The sequence below is a fragment of the Pedobacter sp. AW31-3R genome (assembly GCF_052180285.1).
GTDB lineage: Bacteria > Bacteroidota > Bacteroidia > Sphingobacteriales > Sphingobacteriaceae > Pedobacter.
On record NZ_CP197475.1, the window covers coordinates 1,151,083 to 1,170,986 of the forward strand.

Annotated in this window: 22 protein-coding genes; 11 read left to right on the top strand and 11 right to left on the bottom strand. The window is 41.7% G+C overall.

Annotated elements, in window-relative coordinates; translation table 11 throughout:
- Positions 1-29: 29 nt before the first annotated feature.
- Entirely contained in the window at positions 30-1,106 is a 1,077-nt protein-coding gene (locus ACSBL2_RS04775; protein WP_442590523.1) for a sensor histidine kinase, read from the bottom strand.
- Positions 1,107-1,174: 68 nt separating this feature from the next.
- On the opposite strand from ACSBL2_RS04775, the gene ACSBL2_RS04780 reads away from it, so the two are divergent.
- Entirely contained in the window at positions 1,175-1,324 is a 150-nt protein-coding gene (locus ACSBL2_RS04780) for a hypothetical protein (protein WP_442590524.1), read from the top strand.
- A gap of 18 nt (positions 1,325-1,342) precedes the next feature.
- Here ACSBL2_RS04780 and ACSBL2_RS04785 read toward each other — a convergent pair whose 3' ends face one another.
- Positions 1,343-2,068, bottom strand: coding sequence for a LytR/AlgR family response regulator transcription factor (locus ACSBL2_RS04785; RefSeq protein WP_442590525.1), 726 nt, complete (start codon positions 2,066-2,068; stop codon positions 1,343-1,345).
- 378 nt (positions 2,069-2,446) lie between these two features.
- Between ACSBL2_RS04785 and ACSBL2_RS04790 the strand changes: the two genes are divergently transcribed.
- From ACSBL2_RS04790 to ACSBL2_RS04810, 5 genes are all read left to right on the top strand, one after another.
- Entirely contained in the window at positions 2,447-3,031 is a 585-nt protein-coding gene (locus tag ACSBL2_RS04790; protein ID WP_442590526.1) for a TetR/AcrR family transcriptional regulator, read from the top strand.
- 163 nt (positions 3,032-3,194) lie between these two features.
- The gene (gene mgtE, locus ACSBL2_RS04795) at positions 3,195-4,568 is read left to right on the top strand and encodes a magnesium transporter (protein WP_442590527.1); all 1,374 of its coding nucleotides are present in this window, start codon (positions 3,195-3,197) and stop codon (positions 4,566-4,568) included.
- Positions 4,569-4,689: 121 nt separating this feature from the next.
- Positions 4,690-5,250 carry an RNA polymerase sigma factor gene (locus tag ACSBL2_RS04800; protein ID WP_442590528.1) on the top strand — a complete coding sequence of 187 codons (561 nt, stop codon included), beginning with the start codon at positions 4,690-4,692 and terminating at the stop codon, positions 5,248-5,250.
- Between the two features lie 146 nt (positions 5,251-5,396).
- Positions 5,397-5,603 (top strand): hypothetical protein, encoded by a 207-nt coding sequence (locus tag ACSBL2_RS04805; protein ID WP_442590529.1) that lies wholly within the window; start codon positions 5,397-5,399, stop codon positions 5,601-5,603.
- A 108-nt stretch (positions 5,604-5,711) separates the two neighbouring features.
- Positions 5,712-6,455, top strand: a complete 744-nt coding sequence (locus ACSBL2_RS04810; protein ID WP_442590530.1) for a phosphatase PAP2 family protein — start codon at positions 5,712-5,714, stop codon at positions 6,453-6,455.
- Between the two features lie 54 nt (positions 6,456-6,509).
- Here the strand turns inward: ACSBL2_RS04810 and ACSBL2_RS04815 are convergent, their stop codons facing one another.
- Both ACSBL2_RS04815 and ychF read right to left on the bottom strand, forming a co-directional pair.
- Positions 6,510-7,004 carry an FKBP-type peptidyl-prolyl cis-trans isomerase gene (locus ACSBL2_RS04815; protein WP_442590531.1) on the bottom strand — a complete coding sequence of 165 codons (495 nt, stop codon included), beginning with the start codon at positions 7,002-7,004 and terminating at the stop codon, positions 6,510-6,512.
- A gap of 100 nt (positions 7,005-7,104) precedes the next feature.
- The gene (gene ychF, locus ACSBL2_RS04820) at positions 7,105-8,199 is read right to left on the bottom strand and encodes a redox-regulated ATPase YchF (RefSeq protein ID WP_442590532.1); all 1,095 of its coding nucleotides are present in this window, start codon (positions 8,197-8,199) and stop codon (positions 7,105-7,107) included.
- 120 nt (positions 8,200-8,319) lie between these two features.
- Here ychF and ACSBL2_RS04825 point away from each other — a divergent pair, with 120 nt between their 5' ends.
- Complete coding sequence (locus ACSBL2_RS04825) at positions 8,320-8,811, top strand: DUF5362 family protein (protein ID WP_442590533.1); 492 nt, start codon at positions 8,320-8,322, stop codon at positions 8,809-8,811.
- Here the strand turns inward: ACSBL2_RS04825 and ACSBL2_RS04830 are convergent.
- From ACSBL2_RS04830 to ACSBL2_RS04860, 7 genes are all read right to left on the bottom strand, one after another.
- Positions 8,808-9,056 carry a hypothetical protein gene (locus ACSBL2_RS04830; protein ID WP_442590534.1) on the bottom strand — a complete coding sequence of 83 codons (249 nt, stop codon included), beginning with the start codon at positions 9,054-9,056 and terminating at the stop codon, positions 8,808-8,810. The genes ACSBL2_RS04825 and ACSBL2_RS04830 overlap by 4 nt on opposite strands.
- Positions 9,057-9,249: 193 nt before the next feature.
- Positions 9,250-12,399, bottom strand: coding sequence for an efflux RND transporter permease subunit (locus ACSBL2_RS04835; protein WP_442590535.1), 3,150 nt, complete (start codon positions 12,397-12,399; stop codon positions 9,250-9,252).
- Between the two features lie 29 nt (positions 12,400-12,428).
- Positions 12,429-13,532, bottom strand: a complete 1,104-nt coding sequence (locus tag ACSBL2_RS04840) for an efflux RND transporter periplasmic adaptor subunit (RefSeq protein WP_442590536.1) — start codon at positions 13,530-13,532, stop codon at positions 12,429-12,431.
- An 8-nt stretch (positions 13,533-13,540) separates the two neighbouring features.
- On the bottom strand, positions 13,541-14,830 hold the full coding sequence (locus tag ACSBL2_RS04845) for a TolC family protein (protein ID WP_442590537.1): 1,290 nt from the start codon (positions 14,828-14,830) through the stop codon (positions 13,541-13,543).
- 85 nt (positions 14,831-14,915) lie between these two features.
- Entirely contained in the window at positions 14,916-16,277 is a 1,362-nt protein-coding gene (locus tag ACSBL2_RS04850; protein ID WP_442590538.1) for an ATP-binding protein, read from the bottom strand.
- A 42-nt stretch (positions 16,278-16,319) separates the two neighbouring features.
- A complete protein-coding gene (locus ACSBL2_RS04855) occupies positions 16,320-16,997 on the bottom strand; it encodes a response regulator transcription factor (protein ID WP_442590539.1) in 678 nt (225 codons plus the stop codon).
- A 49-nt stretch (positions 16,998-17,046) separates the two neighbouring features.
- Complete coding sequence (locus tag ACSBL2_RS04860; protein WP_442590540.1) at positions 17,047-17,223, bottom strand: Sec-independent protein translocase subunit TatA/TatB; 177 nt, start codon at positions 17,221-17,223, stop codon at positions 17,047-17,049.
- Between the two features lie 227 nt (positions 17,224-17,450).
- Between ACSBL2_RS04860 and ACSBL2_RS04865 the strand changes: the two genes are divergently transcribed.
- The 4 genes from ACSBL2_RS04865 (at position 17,451) to ACSBL2_RS04880 (ending at position 19,869) form a co-directional block, all read left to right on the top strand.
- The gene (locus tag ACSBL2_RS04865) at positions 17,451-17,897 is read left to right on the top strand and encodes a KTSC domain-containing protein (RefSeq protein WP_442590541.1); all 447 of its coding nucleotides are present in this window, start codon (positions 17,451-17,453) and stop codon (positions 17,895-17,897) included.
- Between the two features lie 193 nt (positions 17,898-18,090).
- Positions 18,091-18,693, top strand: coding sequence for a TetR/AcrR family transcriptional regulator (locus ACSBL2_RS04870; RefSeq protein WP_442590542.1), 603 nt, complete (start codon positions 18,091-18,093; stop codon positions 18,691-18,693).
- Positions 18,694-18,763: 70 nt separating this feature from the next.
- On the top strand, positions 18,764-19,201 hold the full coding sequence (locus ACSBL2_RS04875) for a DoxX family protein (protein WP_442590543.1): 438 nt from the start codon (positions 18,764-18,766) through the stop codon (positions 19,199-19,201).
- Between the two features lie 68 nt (positions 19,202-19,269).
- Positions 19,270-19,869: a hypothetical protein gene (locus ACSBL2_RS04880; RefSeq protein WP_442590544.1), complete on the top strand. Its 600-nt coding sequence runs from the start codon at positions 19,270-19,272 to the stop codon at positions 19,867-19,869.
- The last annotated feature ends 35 nt before the right edge of the window (positions 19,870-19,904 follow it).

Sequence of the window (19,904 nt, forward strand, 5' to 3'; positions counted from 1 at the left end):
TTCTGTATACTGTATTGATTAATTGGTGTTTAGGGTTTTTTTTCTGGTGGCCTGCAGTAAATCTTTATCTCTACGTTGAACATTCCTTCTTCGAATTCAGAACTAAACTGGAACCCATCTTTATAAAGATGCCTTAACCTTGACCTGATATTATTTAATCCGGTTTGTGTGCTTCTCTGGTGTCTGCTTGCATTTGGAAGGTTTGAAGTCCTGAAGAATACATATTCAGCAGTGGTTTCTATATTGATCTCTGCCGGATGTTCCTTTTTTAATAAATCTCCGTGTTTAAAGACGTTTTCAACCAGTGTCAATAAGACAATTGGGATGACCGGTACTTCCTGGTCATAAATGTTTTTCGTATAATTAATCTGAAGGCTGTGGTTATATCTCAGTTGATTGAGCCTGATTATATTTTCAACCTGATCCAATTCTTTTCGTAGCGGAACAGTGGTGGAATTATGCTCCAAGGCATAGCTCATGATACCGGATAGCCGCATGATCGCTTCATTGGCTTCATCGGCGTTTCGTTTGGCCGCATATTTAATAAAACTCAAGGTATTAAATAATAAATGCGGATTGATCTGTGCTCTCAGGAAATCCTGTTCCGCCAAGAGAAGTTCATTTTTTAGTTTTTCATATTCAATTGACTGGTTCAATTCCATTTCTTTCCGCTGGTTGTACCGGATGAGGAAAAAATATCCTGTGCCATAAAGGATAAAATATATTCCCCGGTAGGCGACCGATATGACATAGTCTTGTGTGAGAAACTCCATCCCCATCTCTTTACCGGATAAAGCCATTAACAGCATGTTTAATAAGGCATAAATAGAACAGTATACCGCTAGTTCTATCGTGACGGCAAGTGGTATCCACCATAGATTGATGAAGAGTTTGGGCGAAGCCTTGTTCAGTATAACCAACGAGTGAAAATAAAACAGGCAGATATTCAGCAGGTAATAGAAAAGATAGAAGGAAAAGGGATGATAAGATTTTGCCAGGACAGCACTTACGCTAACCTCATAAACAATAAAGATAATCCAGCAAAACAGATGGATGTAGATGGGGTTTTCTGGCCAGAAACGGGCTTTATATAATAATTGAGGCATGTCATATAATAAAAGTGCACAGGTTTTTTTACGGCGATAATATTGGGCTCACCTAAACAACAATGGCCATGAATTCATCTCAAAAAAACCTGAAACTGACTAAAAAATCAATGTTTATTTTCAAACAAAAAGTTGGTGCCAAAATGCCTGAAGTTAACACAAGCGATCCTACAACGATTTTGGTGACTACCATTACCACCACCCAAAGACATTTTTAAGCTTATTGGATGGGGTATCTAAGACCTTAAGGTGTGTTTCTTTAAAAATTCAAGAAACACACCTTTATATTTCTCCCCCACCTGATAATTCTTCCCGTTCGCCAGTCTTGCAATAAATCCATCCACACGTTCCAGGAAATTTACAGATATGATAATTGATTTATTGACCCTGAAAAAGATGTCTTTGCCATAGAGTTTCTCTTCCATCGCCTTGAGTCCCATATAGGTGATCTCATGACCGTTAACGGTATGGATCATAATATAATTTAACATTGCTTCTATATAAATAATATCATTATAACTGATTTTGATATAACTGCATTTCTGACCTCCCTTGATGAATAAAAAATTCTGCTCATCTTTTTGCCGTTTAACCAGATGCTGAAATTGCTGGTGTAAGTCCCGCATATTTTCATTAAAAGCCACAAAACTTACTGGTTTCAGCAGATATCCTGCGGCTTTTGCACCAAAAGCCTCCAGGGCATAATCGCGGTATGCTGTCACATAGACCAGGAAATGGCAATAGTTATTTAAAACTATTGCAGCGTCGATCCCATTTAGAACCGTCATGTTGATATCTGAAAAAATAAGGTCAACATGTGATTTCTGCTGCAGGTATACAATAGCTTGTTTTGCATCCGGAAATGTTTCCAGTAATTCCAGGTAAGGCACACCGGCAATCAATTCTTTAAGTTCCTCAATGGCGTGCGGTTCGTCGTCAATAACAATACAAGTCATAGCCATAACATAATGAGTTAAATTTTGAGATAAATGTTTTGGGGCATTTCTATAGGGACTTCTCTATTTCATATAATATTTGGACTACTTTATATAATAAATTACTGTGACTGTACACCAACAGATATATTGCCTGTCCTTATTTGGTTAACTAAATTAATCATTAATATGGTATAAAATAAATTGTGGATGAGTATTTTGTTAAAATATTGAGTGTAACTATAGTTAAAAGGTTTTAGTGATCAAATAAGTCAAATAATAAAAAATAGATACCCATGAATCCATCATCAGCCTAAAGCTTAAAGAAGTACTGAAAACCGGGCTTGTGAATTCTTGAATGCAAATAAAAACAATAGAAACTACTGAAAAAACAATGATATTCTAATGAAGAACAGGGTAGAAACAGAACAAAAAATAATCAAAGCTGTGGAGTATATTGCTTATGTCCATGGATTTATGGCATTGGGTATCAATAAGGTGGCTAAACAGGCAGGGGTGTCAAAAGTCTTAATTTACCGGTATTTCGGGAGCTTTCAACTTTTATTGGTACACTGTATGAATAAAAAGAAACTTAATCCCTCTTCTGAGCATCTACCATTATTGGTCAACTGCGGATCCCTATCCTTAAAAGAGATGTTGGGGAATTTGATTGACTATCAGTTTGATCATTTTTTTAATTGCTGTGAAAAGGAAGTTCAATTGTTGAATGGCGCGACCAGTAAAAAGGGTATTGCGCCCGGTTTCTTCGGGAACTTTCTTTATCGGGAGGAGTCTGGGCTGGAAACGAGGCTATCAAATGATGAACGTATCTATTATAGAATTGTCTCGAAACTCATCTGTGCAGGAACAAATCAATTGATGATGCAAATTCCTGTACAAGGCCAAGCTCTTCAGCACAGCCGCGGGGAACAACGTGAACAGCTGCTACGTTCCATTACCCACATTTTACAAAGGTCATATTGCGTATAATTAAAGTGTATACTTTTGTGAATTTATTCCTATAGACTGTTTTTTAAATACCCCCATAGGTTAGTATTATATTATTTTTATGCTTCACTGAGGAGTTTTAAAAATAAAATGTCATTTTTGCAACCTTGACAAAATTTAGGAAAATGTAAAAACGACGCTATTTATGGAAGAACAGATTGTTGAAGAGGTTATAGAGCTGATTGAGCGTGGGGAAAAAGAACAATTAAAAGTCTATCTTGACAATCTGAATATTTCGGATGTTGAACATCTGATAGATGAACTTCCTGAACATGCGATTAAATTTATTGATACACTCTCCATCAAGAGAGCAGTAAATGTCTTTCGGATTCTCGATTTCCCCACCCAGGAGAAAATTATAAAAAAACTTCCCGGAGAGAAACTCGCGGAACTCATCAACCTGCTTCCTCCGGATGACAGGACCTCCTTATTTTCTGAACTTAAGGGGGATGCGGTAAAAAGCCTTATTATTCTTTTGCCTGCAAAAGACAGGGTAGAGGCATTGTCGCTGCTCGGTTATAAGGAAGACAGTGTCGGGCGGTTAATGACACCAGATTATGTGGCCGTTAAAAAAGACTGGACAGTTAAAAGAGTACTGGAACATATCAGACGGTATGGAAAGGATTCTGAAACCATTGATGTCATCTATGTGATCGATGAAAAAGGTGTGCTTCTGGATGACATCAGGATCAGGGAAATTCTCCTTGCCGATCCAGAAGTTTCCATTCTGGCCTTAACAGATAACCGTTCTATTGCTTTAAATGCGAATGACCCGCAGGAAGAAGCGATCAATGTGTTCAGAATGAATAATAGGGTAGCCCTTCCGGTAACGGACGATAACGATGTTCTTTTGGGGATTGTTACTGTAGATGATATCCTTTGGATTGCCAATGAAGAATATACGGAGGATATGCACAAAATCGGAGGTACCCAGGCCTTGGATGAACCTTATCTTGATATGCCCATCTTCGGTCTTTTTAAGAGAAGGATCGGCTGGCTTGTGGTTCTCTTCCTTGGGGAAATGCTGACTGCAACGGCAATGGCCCATTTCGAAGCTGATATTGCCAAAGCCGTAATCCTGGCCATGTTTGTGCCACTCATTATTTCAAGTGGTGGTAACAGTGGTTCACAAGCTTCCACACTGATTATCCAAGCCATGGCATTGGGTGAAATTACCATAGGTGATTGGTGGCGCGTGATGCGCAGGGAGATCATCTCAGGCTTAATGCTGGGTATTGTTCTCGGTTCAATAGGTTTCCTCAGGATCTTTGTATGGACATTGTTTTCAGATATCTATGGGCCACATTGGGTTTTACTCGGCATCACCGTCGGTGTAGCATTGGTAGGGGTAGTCCTGTGGGGATCTCTGGCTGGCTCCATGCTGCCCTTATTGCTGAAAAAATTAGGGGCCGACCCTGCTACTTCCTCAGCACCATTTGTGGCAACATTGGTGGATGTAACCGGACTGATTATCTATTTCTCTGTGGCCGTGATGTTCTTGACAGGGGTGTTGTTATAGCCTGAAGGGAATTCCAGCACTTCAAGGCAAAAAAACACAAAACGTACAAATACGTAATCTTGGCCCGGTGAAAACCTAAAACCATGCAGATTACGTATTTGTATTTTTTTTGTTTTATAAAATGGATAGTGAAAGGTATTATCATCTCACAGATGAAGAGCTCAGGCTCGAATTCTGTCCCCCGGATATCGATACTCCTGGTAAACGCAGGAAGCAGAAACATGCTTATATAGAAACGTATAGACGGTTCTGGGGCAGGGTTTTTTATGTGGCCTACAAACACCTGCAGCGTCAGAAAGATGCTGAGGAAGCAGTCTACCAGGTCTTCTTATTCCTTTGGAACAAGCGGGAAGAATTTAAGATTGAGTCCCTTGATGCACACCTGGCTGCAATCACGCGTTTTACCGTGTATCGTATCATGGCAGATGCAAGGGCGAAACGTGAGCTGGAAGCAGAACGTATGCCGGTGTGGCCTGAAGTGCTGGAACCGGATGCTAATATAGGAGAGCAGTTCCTGCTGAAAAATATTCCACAGCTGCGGAACCAACTTCCTGAGCAAATCAGAATGACATTCAGGCCACTAATGAAAAAGGTAAAATCCCGTTCAGAAAACGGATTTGCTGAAGGAATGAATAACCTGGGCCGGAAAATTACTGCTCTTTTTAAGCGCTCAACTTTATAGATTTCAACCGAAATATGTCAATCTATCCTGATATTTAGGTGTCCAGATAGAGATAAACCACCTATTTATCCTTTTAAATAAATACGGCTAACCTGATTGCAGGGAGGTGGGCCGTTCATCGGCGATAACCAAATATTAAAATTAAGATGGAGAATAAATACCTGGAGAGCCTTGCCTATAAGTTTGTATTGGGCACAGCGACGAAAGAAGAAGCTCAATTGTTACACCTCTGGTATGATGCAGAGGACATGGAAAGACCGGTGTATGTGTGTACGGCTAAGGGGGAGGATGAGTATACTACTGGTAAACGTTTATTTAAAAAAATACAGGCTTCCGGAGGTGGAAAACGTTGAGTCAACGCTTCAGTTTAAGTAAAATACCTACAGAAATACATATTCTTATTATATTGGGAAACTTGGGATTAAATTGCTGAGTGCTGTTGTATTTATTTATTTCTTGCTATGAAGGTATGGGGTCTTTTTCTTGCGGTATGCTTACCGTTTTTTGTTTCTGCACAGCAGGAGGTAAACCGGCCGGTTCCGGATACTGTCCGTCAGGTGAAAATTCAGTCTTTTATTATCCCGGCAGTATTCATGGGATATGGATTTGCCTCTTTAGGAGATAATGCCATCAGGCGTCTGGATTACAGCACACGTGCAGAGCTACAGGAGGACCATCCTGCTTTCGCCAAAGGAGCGGATGACTATCTGCGTTTTGCTCCGGTCGTTGCCTTTTATGCATTGAACCTGGCAGGACTTAAAAGTAAACATGGATATGCGGATGGTACAGGGTTACTGGTGCTCTCGCAGGCCATGATGAGCGGATCTACCTTTTTTGTGAAAAGAGCAGTGAACAGGAGCCGTCCAGATGGTTCCAACAATTATTCTTTTCCTTCCGGACATACGGCCACTGCTTTCGCTTCGGCAGAGTTTCTTTACCAGGAATACCGGGATATTTCTCCGCTGATCGGTTATGCCGGATATGCAGTCGCTACAGCAACAGGTGTATTCCGTTTATACAACAACAGGCATTGGGTGAGTGATGTGGTTGCCGGGGCAGGATTTGGGATTGCCTCTACAAAACTGGCATACCTGATTTATCCGGGATTTAAAAGAATGTTATTCGGAAAGGAGAGCACGAAATATACGGTAGTACCATTATATCAACAAAAAACAGCAGGTATTTCTTTTAGCGGAACATTCTAGCACAGGCAGGGTATCCTATGGAAATGCAGCCGGAGAAATACCTGCCCGTAATAATTATTGAATGATGGCTACATTAGTCAGGTCAATGGTAAAGTCGAGTACCGAATTTGCAGGAATTGCTCCGGAAGCCTGATTTCCATAACCATAATAAGATGGGATCAATAACCTGATCCTGCCACCTTTCTGGATATAAGGTATCCCAATCTGCCATCCCGGAATCAATTGGCTCAAGGTAAAAGTCCGTGGTGTTCCATTACTGGAATCGAAATTTGACGATGAACCCATTACTTTCCCGGTATAGTTTACGGTTACCGAAACTTTTGACCGGTCTGTATAACTGATAGAACCATCACCTGCAGTCTTTATTTCATAGAATACACCATTTGCATCTTTAAGTGCATTGATGTTGTTTGCTTTGATATACGTTCGGATGGCGGTGGTATCTGCTTTAAATTGTGCTTCGGCATCGAAATTGTCACCACCTTTTTTACATGAGGCAAGGCATGCCGCCATACCTGCCAGTAACAAGAAATATTTAATCTTCAACATCTGTTCAGTTATTTTTTTAAAGTAAAAATAGAAATTTACAAGAGATTCGTTGTGTCAGTGAAAAATCCTGTGCAGGAAGGCACAGGATTCTATGAATGAATTATACGTTGAAACGGAAGTGCATGATATCACCATCTTCCACAATATACGTTTTACCTTCAACACCTAATTTACCTGCATCCTTGCAGGCATTTTCCGAACCCAGTGTAATGAAATCGTTGTATTTAATCACCTCTGCACGGATAAATCCTTTTTCAAAATCAGTGTGGATCACACCGGCTGCCTGTGGAGCAGTAAATCCTTTGGTAATTGTCCATGCCCTTACTTCCTGTACTCCTGAAGTAAAGTAAGTATATAAATCAAGAAGGCGGTAAGCAGCAACAATCAGTTTATTGACACCCGACTCTTCCAAACCCAGGTCTGAAAGAAATTCCTGACGCTCTTCATAACTTTCAAGCTCAGCAATTTCCGATTCTATTTTTGCAGAAATAATCAATACTTCCGCATTTTCATCTTTTACGTTTTCTTTTACACGATCCACATATGCATTTCCATTGATCACAGAGTTTTCATCTACATTACATACATACATCACCGGTTTTTGCGTCAATAAACCAAGGTCCTGAATGAATTCAAAGTCTTCAGCATTTACTGCAGCGGAACGGGCAGATTTACCGCTTTCCAGGTGAGGTTTAATGACGCTAAGGATCTCGAAAGTCCTTTTTGCATCTTTATCTGTTTTTGCCAGTTTTTCAACTTTCTGAATACGTTTTTCAACGGTATCCAGGTCTTTAAGCTGTAATTCTGTGTCTATAATTTCTTTATCACGGATCGGATCTACTGAACCATCCACGTGGATCACATTACCATCGTCGAAACAACGTAAAACATGTATGATCGCATTGGTAGCCCTGATATTTCCTAAAAACTGGTTACCCAGTCCTTCCCCTTTTGATGCGCCTTTCACAAGGCCGGCGATATCCACGATCTCGATCGTATTCGGAACCACCCTGTTTGGTTTAACCAGCTCCGCCAGTTTAGTCAATCTTTCATCAGGCACAGTAATTACGCCGATATTGGGTTCAATAGTGCAAAAAGGAAAGTTAGCTGCCTGAGCTTTTGCGTTTGATAAACAGTTAAATAAGGTGGATTTTCCAACATTTGGTAAACCAACTATACCACATTGTAATGCCATGTATGATTTTTTTCTTTATTTGGCGCAAAGGTATCAATTTTTTTAAATCCATAATACAATAAACTTGCGGTGTATCCAAATATTCTTTATGTTTAGAAAATAAAAAACTGAACCATTGCAATGGACAATTTTGACGAAATAAAAACGGAACGTGATGAAAATGAGGAAGTAGATGCCTTATGGATTTCTGAAGATATCCGCAGTTATATTTATGATACGGCGAAGTGGACCCGCTTTCTTGCTATTGTAGGTTTTGTCTTTTCTGCACTGGTGGCGATTTCAGCCTTTAGTGTCGATGCCATTTTCAGTTCCATTGCAGCTGCCAATCCTGGTAATCCGTTGTTGCAACTGAACCCAATGGTACTCACGGTGATGTATTTGTTGTTCGCCCTGGTGATATTTTATCCCAGTTTTTTATTGTTTAAATTTTCGAGTTCAGCGAACCAGGCCGTATTATTCGCAGATCAGCCGAGTCTGACTGTTGCCATGAATAAACTGAAATCCTATTTTAAATTCTGGGGAATCATGACCATTATTGTGATCGGCTTTTACGTCCTGGCAATTGTTTCTGTAGTATTGCTGGGCTTAAGTGCACAGGGCGGGGCAGCTTAGGCTGGTTTTTGTGCAATTGCTGCACCTATGAGATCAATCTCCTGTTGCTCAAGATCTCCCCACAGCTGTTCCCATTGACCATCTTCTTCTTTTCTGATCTGGGTAATCTCAGCTGATCCGTCGTTACATTTATAGTATTCCACCCCATCACTGGTCTCTGCCGGCTGCACTCGGATCGTTTTTTCTTCTCCGCTCAAACTAACGGTAATCTCAAATTCCGGATTATTCAATTCTAAATCTGCCATAATTGCTGCTTTTTACAGGTAATAACAATTGTGCAGGCAGAGAGTTTTCCATGCAGGCCAACAATTTGTTTTTAATCCATTAAAAAGGGGTCAGCACTTTCGTGAAACCCCTTAATAGTGTTTGTCAACCGTAATTAAATCTGCCAATCCTTACCGGTTGCAAACACAACCCAACCAAAGCAAAAACAAGATATTATAGATGGTGTGTGTGCGCTAAGTCTCTTGTATCTGTAAGGTGTTTTGCTTTTTTCCGATAGGCCCAGTAAAACACAATGGGATAGACGAACAGGCAAAACAAGGTGTTGGTGATTAGACCACCAATCACAACGATGGCCAGTGGTTTGGAGGCTTCCGAACCAATCCCGGTCGATAGTGCTGCAGGCAGTAAACCTATTGCCGCCATCATTGCTGTCATGATCACCGGACGTAAACGTGTTGCAATGCCATCTTTCAGGGCATCCTGAAAACTCCAGGTCGGATGATATTTCAACTCTGCTATGTTTGTCTTAAACCGGGTGAGCAGTATGACACCGTTCTGTACACAGATCCCGAAGAGAGCAATGAAACCGATACCTGCAGAGATGTTAAAGTTTACCTGTGTGATCAGTAAGGCGATAATTCCGCCAACCATGGCAAAAGGGACATTGTTTAAGACCAGCAGGGAATCTTTGATATTTCCGAATAAGACGAACAGGATAAAAAAGATAAGCAGTAGACTGATCGGTACCGCTTGTGATAAGCGGGCTGTTGCCCTTTGCTGGTTTTCAAAGTCGCCTGCCCATTGCAGCCTGTATGCTTTAGGTAACTTAATGACTTTGTTTACTTTTGCCTGCGCCTCTGCGATGGTACTTCCCATATCTCTTCCACGGATAGAGAACTTGATGGCTCCATACCTTTCATGGCCATCACGGTAGATAATACTCGGGCCGGTTACCTTTTTAATGGTCGATATTTCACTCAAAGGGACTTTCGCACCAGATAAACTCTGGATCCTCAGGTTGCCAATGGACTCTTCATTCTGACGGAATGAATCCGGATACCTGATCCTCAGGTCGAACTTGCGTTCTCCTTCGTAAATCTGGGTCGCTGCTTTCCCGCCGATAGCCATCTCTATCACTGCATTGGCATCTTCGGTTCTTACCCCGTATAAAGCCATCTTTGTCTGGTCAAGATTGATCTGCAGTTCTGGCTGGCCAAGGTTCCGCAGGATGCCCAGGTCTTCAATCCCATCGACGGTTTTCAGTATGTTTTCGATTTTTTCCTCTTCTTTCTCGATGTAATCGAAGTCATTGCCAAACATTTTGACTACAATCGATCCTTTTACACCAGATACCGCCTCTTCAACATTGTCTGAAATAGGCTGTGAAAAGTTGAGACTGATTCCGGGATATCCCTTGAGTTTTTCCTGCATTCTTTCCACCAGCTGTTCTTTTGTTTCCTTACGCTTCCATTCTTCTTTCGGATAAATATCGACCAGAAACTCCATGTTGTAAAACCCGGTGGCATCTGTACCATCATTGGGACGACCGGTCTGTGAAACCACCTGTTTGACCTCATCGAAACTCAGGAAAATCTTGCGCATCTCATTGGATAATTTTTTTGTTTCATCGAGCGAGATGCTTAAGGGGGCACTGGCCCTCACATAGATCGACCCTTCATTCAGGGAAGGCAGGAATTCCGTTCCCAGGAATTTGAAGCAGGAGAAGCCCAGAACCAGGACAAGGATAGCGATGGGAAAAACTATTTTCCTGGCTTTGAAACTGGCATTGTATAAGCGCATGGTACCATTGGTGACCAGCTTCAGGAAGAATGTATCTTTCTCTTTTACATTTTTCTTTAAGAGGACACTCGCCAGTGCAGGTACCAGCGTAAAGGTCAGTATCAGGGCACCCAGCAGGGCGAAACTTAGGGTCCAGGCCAATGGGGAGAACATTTTTCCTTCTACCTTTTGGAAGGTGAAAATAGGCAGCAATCCCGTGATAATGATTAGTTTGGCGAAGAAGATCCCTTTGCCATTTTCTAAACAGGCCCTTTTGATAATGCCCCATTTGCTTAAGCGGTTGAATTTATCCATCCCCACGGCATGGGCACGACGATCGAGTGCTACAAATATACCTTCCACCATAACGACTGCCCCATCAATGATGATCCCGAAGTCTATCGCACCCATCGATAACAGATTGGCCGACATCCCCCTTAATTTAAGGCAGATGAAGGCAAATAATAAAGCGAGCGGAATGATGATGGATACAATCAGCGTGGTGCGCCAGTCGGCCATGAAAAGAAATACAATGACCGTCACGAATATGATGCCTTCCATCATGTTGTGCATGACAGTGTTGATGGCGAAATTAACCAGGTTTTCCCGGTCATAGAAAGTTTTTATCTTCACATCGTCCGGCAGAATGTTGTCGTTGACATTCCTGATCTTTTCCTTCAGCCTGCCCAGGACTTCACTTGGATTTTCTCCTTTACGCATGACTACAATACCTTCTACTACATCCGGATCATTGTCCCGACCTACCTGTCCCAGACGGGGCAAGGCACTTTCGGCTACATCAGCTATGGTTTTAACATATACGGGAGTCCCGTTATGGTTGTCGACAATAACATTATTAATTTCGTCGATATTATTTAATACCCCAATACCACGGACCACATAGGCCTGTCCGCCCTGGTTGATGACATCGCCGCCTACATTGATATTGCTTTTCGCTACAGCCTCAAAAACTTCAGTTGCTGTTACCCCATACTGAATAGATTTCTGTGGATCTACTGTAATCTGGTAGGTTTTTACTTCTCCACCAAAACTGACCACATCGGCAATGCCCGGTACAGAAAGGAGTTCGCGCTGCACTACCCAGTCCTGCAGGGTCTTGAGCTCCCGGATGGATTTGATATTGCTCTGAAGAGTATACCTGAATATTTCCCCTGTAGGTCCTGCAGAGGGTTGTATCTCCGGATCTACACCTGCCGGAATATCAGCATCTTCAATATGGTTATTGACCTGAACCCTTGCAAAGGCATAGTCCACATCGTCTTCAAAAGTTATTTTTACAATGGATAAGCCGAAAAGTGAAGAAGAACGGATACTTGTTCTTTTTTCAGTAGGGTTCATGGCTATTTCCAGCGGACGGGTGACAAATTTTTCTACCTCTTCCGCGCTGCGTCCCGGCCATTGGGTAATGATCGTGATGTTGGTATTTGTGACATCCGGGAAGGCTTCTATCGTGGTATGCTTAAAGCTCAGGTATCCGGCAACGATGAGGATGAACGTAGCAAAAAATATGAAGTATTTGTTCTGCAGGGCAAAACTGATGATCGTCTTAATGAATGTATTCATTATAGTAGAGTTAAACTGGGGTAAGGAATTTAGTTTTTAAGGCTTTCGTAGAGAAAGACCTGTTTGGATGCAATGATCCGGTCTCCTGCCTTTATGCCTTCACTTATATAGGCTTTTGCACCGCTTTTCCTTTCTATTTTAACCTGCTGTATCCTTACTTTTTTGACGGGATCAAGTACCAGAACATAGTTTTTATTGTCATCAAAAATAATGTTATCCGCATTGACAGAGGGTAAGTTGATTTGTGATTTCGCCGCGATCTGTGCTGTTGCCATCATGCCTGGTTTAAGGAGGTATCCGGGATTGGGAATGCTGACCCTGGCGTTCATGACTTTGCTGTCAGCATCCAGGATGTTGTAAATCTTATCAATTTTACCGGTAAAGGTTTTGTCCGGATAAGATAGGATGGCGATTTTCACCTCATCGCCTTCATGTATATCGGCGATGTCAGACTCATAGATATTGATGAGTCCCCAGACGGTTGACAGGTCCGCCACTGTAAAAAGGCTTTCATTATTATCCGGGCGTACCTGCATATTGTTGTTGACATTTTTTTCGATCACAAAGCCTGAAATCGGAGATTTTAGGGTGTACCCGCCATTGGCACTGCCACCATTCAGGCTGAGTACAGCTTTAGTCCTTTTATTCTCTGCCTGTTTCACCAGCAGGTCGTTTTTAGCTTCCTCCAACTCCTTGGCAGAGGATAATCCGCTGTTATACATATCCTGCGCAAGCTTTAGGTTCCTGGTTGCATTTCTCAGTTCTGCCGCTGAACTGATCTCTTCCTTATCATAACCAGCCATCTCAGCGCTGCCCATGGTGGCCAGGACTTGTCCTTTACCGACCCTGTCACCCAGTTTAACAGGGACTGATCTCACATTTCCACCAACCATGGGGAATACCCTGGCCATAGTTTCTTCGTTTGGGGCTATTCTGGCCGAAAAATTTAAATCGGTTTCATTGTTCGCTTTTTGTACGGTATCGATCAGCAGTTTATGGAGCAGGGAGTCGGTTACCGTGAATTTACCTTCTTTAGGTTGGTCCTGAACATGCGATGTACAGCTTTGAAAGAGGATGCCGGCAGCAAATAACAGTTGGGTAAGCCTGCCGATGTTTTTAATTGGGGTTTGCATGGTTTGTATTATTTAAAGATGGTGGAACCGGTGACATAATTGATTTCTTCTTTGGCATTCATCCGCTGATATTTCAGGTCGTTCATTTGCAGGGTACTCTGTTTATAGGAATCATAGAAATCCATAAATTCGATTAAACTCATATTCCTGTTTTTAAAGTTTTTGACCACTTCCCCAATGAGCTTGTCGAAATCTGCGCTGAAGTGCTGATCAAAACTGTGGTAAAGACCTTCGGTTCTGAGGGCTGTTTTATAGCTGTTGGCAACTTCATTTTCAAGGGTGGCTTCCTGTTGGCTTAGCCGGCTTTTTCCTGCATCTATAGCTATTCTGGCCTTTTTAATTTCTCCCTGGTTACGGTTAAAAAGGGGAAGGGGGATGGTTAATCCCAAACCGGTATAGTTGTCCGGGTAGGATGATTTCCAGTCATAAACCAGGGAAACCTGTGCATCTGGTATAGCCATCGCTTTTTGGAGGCGCAGATTCCTTTCTGCATAGGTAATCCCCGTTTGTGTAAGCTTCAGGTCAGCACGATTATTTCTTGCAGAGTCCAGCAGGTTGACATAGGTCTGTTTGTCCAGTTGGTAATTTTGTTCCTCTGCCGGATCCATAACCAGCTTTAGGTTGAGGTCCGGTTGAATATTCGTCATCAGCTTCAGGTCAGTCTGCATATCTTCGATATCATTCTCCAGGTTATTGTATTCAGATTGCAGGGTGTATACCAATGATTTAATCCTGATGATATCTTTCATGGCAATGTTTCCCAGTTTCAGCTGTTCTTCTGAGGCCGACAATAGCTTTTGAAGGGAGCTGATTTGCTGCTGGTAGAGTTTTGCCGATTGCTGCGCATAAAAAGCTTTGTAAAAATTAGACCGCAGGTCGTACCTTAAGGTACGCATCAGGTCAAAGTATTGATATTCTGCCAACTGGGCACCTGCAGTGGCCAGGCTGATGTTTTTATTTCTCTTGCCTGCCAGTTTAACCAGTTGTGAGATGGAACCCTGGTATTGTCCATGGGCTTTCGATGTTTCGAAGAACCTTTTCGACTCAGGATTATACAACTGATTTTCGAAATTAACTTCCGGGTTATCAAATAATTTTGCTGTAATGATCTCTGCTTTCGCTTCTGCCGTCTGGTAGTTTTGCGCAATTAACTGATAATTGTTTTTTATAAAAAGCGCTTCCGCAGCGGGGAGTGAGAGCTGCAGGGTATCCGTAGTTTGTGCGGTTGCTGTCCCGGAGATACCTGCGCTTGCGAATCCGATGAACAGGATATAATATTTTAGCTGATGGGTTGCCATTTTTTGTTGTTTAAACAAAGCTATAATGGCCGCATTAAAGGCAAATTAAAGACGAATTAAAAAGGAATTAAAATATAAATGAGGCTTAAAAAGATGGGAACCGGAGGATAAATGTGGTTCCTGTGGGTGCTGAAGAACTGACATGGATGGTTCCATGGTACAGGTGGACGATTTTATGGGCCATATACAGACCCATTCCGTTCCCGGCATGTTCAGATTTGGCAGAAGAGCTGAAAAAGGGTTTGAAAATTTCTTCCTGATGTGCTTCAGTGATGCCGGGACCGAGATCGCTGATCAGGAGAATAATCTCTTTTTCCTTTATTTCCAGGATACACTTTACCTGCCTGTCGTCTGAAAACTTAAAGGCATTTCCAATGATATTGTCCAGGGCAATCTGAAGCAGCGTAGGGTTTGCAGCAATGATCAGTGCTGACTCCTCTTCGGGAAGGTTTTTCATCTCTACTGTTAGCTGGTTTTGTCCTTTTTTCTGGTTCCATTCAGATTGCAGCTGCCAGATCAGTTCATCTATGCGAATGTTTTCTGTCTGTGAGGAACCATATTCCAGGTCGGCCTGGGCAAGGTTGACCAGTGCAGTAATGATATTGTCCAGTTTCTCCGCATCCTCAAGCATAGATTTCAATGCTTTTTGATAGGCTTCTTTTTCACGTTCCCTGGAAAGGGAAATCTCTCCGCTAATGATCATACGTGTTACGGGCGTGCGCAATTCATGTGAGGCATTCGCCACGAAGGTTTTCTGCAGGATAAAGGAATGTTCCAGGTGCTCCATCAGTTTATTGAAGTTCTGGGCAAGAAGACTGATTTCATCTTTATTTCTTCCTTCATCTACACGGAAGTCGAGATTGCTGGATTTGATCTCCTTTACCTGGTTAATAAATATATCAAGCGGGGACAGGATCCTTTTTGCAATCCATCGTCCGGATAACAGCAATCCCAGAAAAATGACCACAAAGACGATGACCATGATCGTGAGCAATTTATTGATCCGCCTGTTGGTCCCCTCGTCTATTGCTGAAGCCAGGATCACGAAATCTCCCTGATTATCTTTGTAGAAAATACCGACTACCTGCCGCTCGCCATCCTTAAACCTTATTTTTCCTTTTTTCCTGACCAGGTTGATGGTCTCACTTGTCCAGAACTGCTGGTCATCTCCGATAAAAGTAGCGCTATTTACTTCGTTATAAATCCTGATGACTTCTCCGTTTAGTCTCTCCAGATACTGTGTCCTTACCTTATTTAAGGCTTCGCTGGAAATTTCATCTGCTTCGAGGTACAGTTTTGCTGTAACCATGGTACGGTCGTTCAGGCGTTCAAAGAACTCTGATTCCATGAGTTTCAGAAAGGTAAAATAAACAACGACCAAAACACCAAGCAGTGTAACCGTGCTTACAAGCGTAAAGTATAAAGCCAGGCGGTCTTTGATCTTCATTCGATAGTGTTTAATTATTTTTGCAGCAGATGGGGAATGACCTTATTTGAGCATATATCCCATTCCTATTTTGGTATGGATCAGCTTTCTTTCAAAGCCTTTCTCAATTTTATTCCGAAGGAAGTTGACATATACATCAATCACATTGGTTCCGGTATCAAAACTGATATCCCATGCATTTTCGGCGATATACTGACGGGAAAGGAGTCTGTTCGGATGTTTGAGGAACAATTCCAGCAAGGTAAATTCTTTTGCAGTAAGCAGGATGTCTTTTCCTGCACGGACAACAGTTTTACTGTAGGTATCCAGCACAATATCTTCAAAACTCAGGGTGTGGGAAGCGGATGATGCTGCCGGACGCTGTCTTCTGAGCAGGGCTTCAATCCTTGCCAGCAATTCTTTGAAGTGGAAAGGTTTGACAAGGTAATCGTCTGCACCAGAATTTAATCCCAGCACTTTATCGTCTATAGATCCGAGGGCAGTGAGCATCAGTACAGGCACCTCTTTATTGGTTTCCCTCAACTGTCTGCAAACCTCAATGCCATTCATCCCCGGCATCATTACATCCAGGATGATGAGGTCAAATTTTTCTTCCTGAAAGGCATAAAGTGCCATTATTCCATCAGGAATGGTGGTCACGAGATAATTGTGTTCTTCCAGTCCGGCCTTCACCAGACCGGCTATTTTCTGATCATCTTCTGCAAGTCCGATTTTAAACATGGTAGGGTTGAGTTTGGTGGAATTACAAAGATAAAATCTATTTTATCATTTATTCCTTGCTTTTCGGCTCTTCACCTTTCTGACCGTCTTTAAATTCTTTAATGCCCTGGCCAAGGCCTTTCATCAACTCGGGAATTTTCTTTCCTCCGAAAAGCAGCATCACGGCTACAAGGATTAAAATGATTTCTGGGGTGCCTAGAGCGGCTAACAGTGTGGAGTTAAACATGTTTTCCTGTATTGAGTGGAGATGGGTGTGTTTTAATGACAAAGCTAAATATATCTGCTTAAAGTGTGATTAAAATGGGATTAAAATGTCATTAAAATTTAATAACCTTACCTTAATCTTTCTTTACCTTTTTTAATTGTACCTTTGCAAAATTGTTTCCCTGAGGGATCGGTTGAGCCTGCAATTCAGCCTGTTAATCACAAACAATTATTGCCATTAAACAACATATGAAGAAGATTGTCGATTACAGAAAGTTATTGGGTGTTCAGAAAGATGCCGAACTTAAAGAATTAAAAACTGTTTACAGGAATTTAATGAAAGAATATCATCCTGATAAATTTCAGGAGAGTGATGAAGCCAAGCTGGCAGCAGAAGTGAAAAGTAAAGAGATCATCGAAGCTTACCATTTTCTGGTAAGTATTGCTCCTGAAACTTTAGCCCTGTCAATAGAAGAGTATACCAATACGACTACTTCTTGTGGTATCGCAGATTATGAGTGGAAAGGATTGGTGTTAACCGTTCACTTCCTTGATGGAAGCGCTTATGAGTATTTTGAGGTTCCAAGAGCTATTTACGTGAAATTAGTAAATGCTGATTCTCCAGGCCGGTTTGCCCGCCGCCATATTTTCAGCTCTTTCCCTTACAGGAATATTGTAAAATTAGAAACAGCTTAAGCTGCTTTTATTTTAAATAACAGGTTATAATTTTTCCATCCCCCGGAAGAATATAACCTGTTATCTTATCTTTTGGTGGGCCAGAACGGATTCGTAATGCGGATATCTTTGTTGCTCTTAAGTCAGAATTCAGGAATAAGATAGAAATGCAAAATAATACATCTATTTTTGCTAACACTGTTAATAAAAATGAATGGGAATTATAGAACGCAAATTAAGGCATAAAGAAGAAATCAGGTCAGCCATTCTTTCTGCTGCCTGGCATATGGTCATCACCGAGGGCTGGCAATCCCTTTCTATCCGGAAAATTGCCGATGCTATTGAATATAGCATCCCTGTGATCTATAATCATTTTGAAAATAAAGAGGCAATTTTGCTGGAGTTTTCTAAGGAAGGTTTCCATAAACTTGCCCTGGTACTGGAAAAGACGAGAGATTTATACGCTTCGCCAGAGGTTCAGCTCGCAGAAATGGCGAATGTCTACTGGGACTTCGCTTTTGAGAATAAAGAATATTATCAGCTGATGTTTGGCCTGGGGATTCCTGCATGTGAAGCCGTCAACCAGAATGCACAGATCAAAGAAATGACGGCAATCCTGATTGCTACCATAAGAGCAGCACTCACCGCGGCCAAAAATGAAGAAGCCGATTATTTTCTTAAGTTTCATACCTACTGGTCTATCCTGCATGGCCTGGTTTCGATTGAAATGATCGAAAAAGCCGTAAAACCGATGGATAAGAAAAAGATGATCCTCAAAGATGCCATGACTGGTTTTATTAAATCCTTATTGCCATAAAAAGAGTATTATTTGTAATGAAACCTATATATTTACACGGGTTCACTATTAATAATAATTCTATTTAAATATGTACAGATTATTTAATACCAATTACAACCATAATAGTCTTGATTTTGTCGTATTCATTTTACGGGTGGCTATTGCCTTATTGATGCTTTCTCATGGAATGTCTAAACTGGATACATTGCTGGCGGGTGGCGAGATCAAGTTCCCTGATCCGGTAGGGGTTGGATCCGTACTTTCCCTTGTCTTTACCGTTTTTGCAGAAGTATTCTGCTCAGCACTGATCCTGATCGGATTGGCTACACGTCTGGCTGTACTGCCGCTGATTGTAACCATGGTTGTCGCTGTATTTGTCATCCATGGAGCTGATGGCATGAAAGAAAAAGAATTGGGACTGCATTATATTCTTGCTTATGTGGTATTGTTGTTCTCAGGAAGTGGCAGGTTTAGTATCGACAGTCTGATTAGCCGTAAGGCGACCCGATCAAAAAGAGGGTATTAAACAATAATACTGCTTTTTTCCGTTATAGTCTGGTGGACAAACAGGTCTGCCCATAAAATTTAAATGACATGAAGAAATTGATATTGATTTGCGTTGCAGCAATGACCGTGTTTGGCTGTGGCGTAAATAAACAGGCGCAGCAAATTAAAGCACTTGAAAAGTGTACCTATAAAGTGAAGTCGGCCGACAATATTTCTGTGGCCGGAACGGATATTAAAAACCTGTTGAATAATCAGAATATCAATCTTTCCAGCCTTCCCGGACTTGCCTTTGGTTTATTAAGGAAAGATGTTCCGCTGCGTGCAAGGCTGAATATGGAGATTACCAATCCCAGCGGTAACCTTGCAGCAATCAATGAGTTTGAGTATAAAGTGCTGATCAATAAACAGGAGCTGGCAACGGGTTTTGTGAACCAGCTGGTGAGTGTGGAACCTGGTACTACGGTAGTGGTACCGGTTGATGTGAATGCCAATGTGTACCAGTTTATTTCCAATGCGAAAGTAATGTCTGAAATTACTGAATTCCTGCGTGGCGGCGGCAGTGGCCCGGAAAGAAAAGGATTAGTGACCTTAAAAATCAGGCCGAGTATCAAAGTAGGGAACACCCTGGTGAAGTACCCTGGTTTTATCAGTATTGATAAGGAAGTGAGTAGTAAAATCCTGCTGTAATAGGCAAAAATCTATTTATATATCCCCCGCAGGAT

Bases quoted from the DNA above. Each gene is read 5' to 3' on its own strand.
- ACSBL2_RS04775 (WP_442590523.1), bottom strand. From the start codon at position 1,106: ATGCCTCAATTATTATATAAAGCCCGTTTCTGGCCAGAAAACCCCATC.
- ACSBL2_RS04780 (WP_442590524.1), top strand. From the start codon at position 1,175: ATGAATTCATCTCAAAAAAACCTGAAACTGACTAAAAAATCAATGTTT.
- ACSBL2_RS04785 (WP_442590525.1), bottom strand. From the start codon at position 2,068: ATGGCTATGACTTGTATTGTTATTGACGACGAACCGCACGCCATTGAG.
- ACSBL2_RS04790 (WP_442590526.1), top strand. From the start codon at position 2,447: ATGAAGAACAGGGTAGAAACAGAACAAAAAATAATCAAAGCTGTGGAG.
- mgtE (WP_442590527.1), top strand. From the start codon at position 3,195: ATGGAAGAACAGATTGTTGAAGAGGTTATAGAGCTGATTGAGCGTGGG.
- ACSBL2_RS04800 (WP_442590528.1), top strand. From the start codon at position 4,690: ATGGATAGTGAAAGGTATTATCATCTCACAGATGAAGAGCTCAGGCTC.
- ACSBL2_RS04805 (WP_442590529.1), top strand. From the start codon at position 5,397: ATGGAGAATAAATACCTGGAGAGCCTTGCCTATAAGTTTGTATTGGGC.
- ACSBL2_RS04810 (WP_442590530.1), top strand. From the start codon at position 5,712: ATGAAGGTATGGGGTCTTTTTCTTGCGGTATGCTTACCGTTTTTTGTT.
- ACSBL2_RS04815 (WP_442590531.1), bottom strand. From the start codon at position 7,004: ATGTTGAAGATTAAATATTTCTTGTTACTGGCAGGTATGGCGGCATGC.
- ychF (WP_442590532.1), bottom strand. From the start codon at position 8,199: ATGGCATTACAATGTGGTATAGTTGGTTTACCAAATGTTGGAAAATCC.
- ACSBL2_RS04825 (WP_442590533.1), top strand. From the start codon at position 8,320: ATGGACAATTTTGACGAAATAAAAACGGAACGTGATGAAAATGAGGAA.
- ACSBL2_RS04830 (WP_442590534.1), bottom strand. From the start codon at position 9,056: ATGGCAGATTTAGAATTGAATAATCCGGAATTTGAGATTACCGTTAGT.
- ACSBL2_RS04835 (WP_442590535.1), bottom strand. From the start codon at position 12,399: ATGAATACATTCATTAAGACGATCATCAGTTTTGCCCTGCAGAACAAA.
- ACSBL2_RS04840 (WP_442590536.1), bottom strand. From the start codon at position 13,532: ATGCAAACCCCAATTAAAAACATCGGCAGGCTTACCCAACTGTTATTT.
- ACSBL2_RS04845 (WP_442590537.1), bottom strand. From the start codon at position 14,830: ATGGCAACCCATCAGCTAAAATATTATATCCTGTTCATCGGATTCGCA.
- ACSBL2_RS04850 (WP_442590538.1), bottom strand. From the start codon at position 16,277: ATGAAGATCAAAGACCGCCTGGCTTTATACTTTACGCTTGTAAGCACG.
- ACSBL2_RS04855 (WP_442590539.1), bottom strand. From the start codon at position 16,997: ATGTTTAAAATCGGACTTGCAGAAGATGATCAGAAAATAGCCGGTCTG.
- ACSBL2_RS04860 (WP_442590540.1), bottom strand. From the start codon at position 17,223: ATGTTTAACTCCACACTGTTAGCCGCTCTAGGCACCCCAGAAATCATT.
- ACSBL2_RS04865 (WP_442590541.1), top strand. From the start codon at position 17,451: ATGAAGAAGATTGTCGATTACAGAAAGTTATTGGGTGTTCAGAAAGAT.
- ACSBL2_RS04870 (WP_442590542.1), top strand. From the start codon at position 18,091: ATGGGAATTATAGAACGCAAATTAAGGCATAAAGAAGAAATCAGGTCA.
- ACSBL2_RS04875 (WP_442590543.1), top strand. From the start codon at position 18,764: ATGTACAGATTATTTAATACCAATTACAACCATAATAGTCTTGATTTT.
- ACSBL2_RS04880 (WP_442590544.1), top strand. From the start codon at position 19,270: ATGAAGAAATTGATATTGATTTGCGTTGCAGCAATGACCGTGTTTGGC.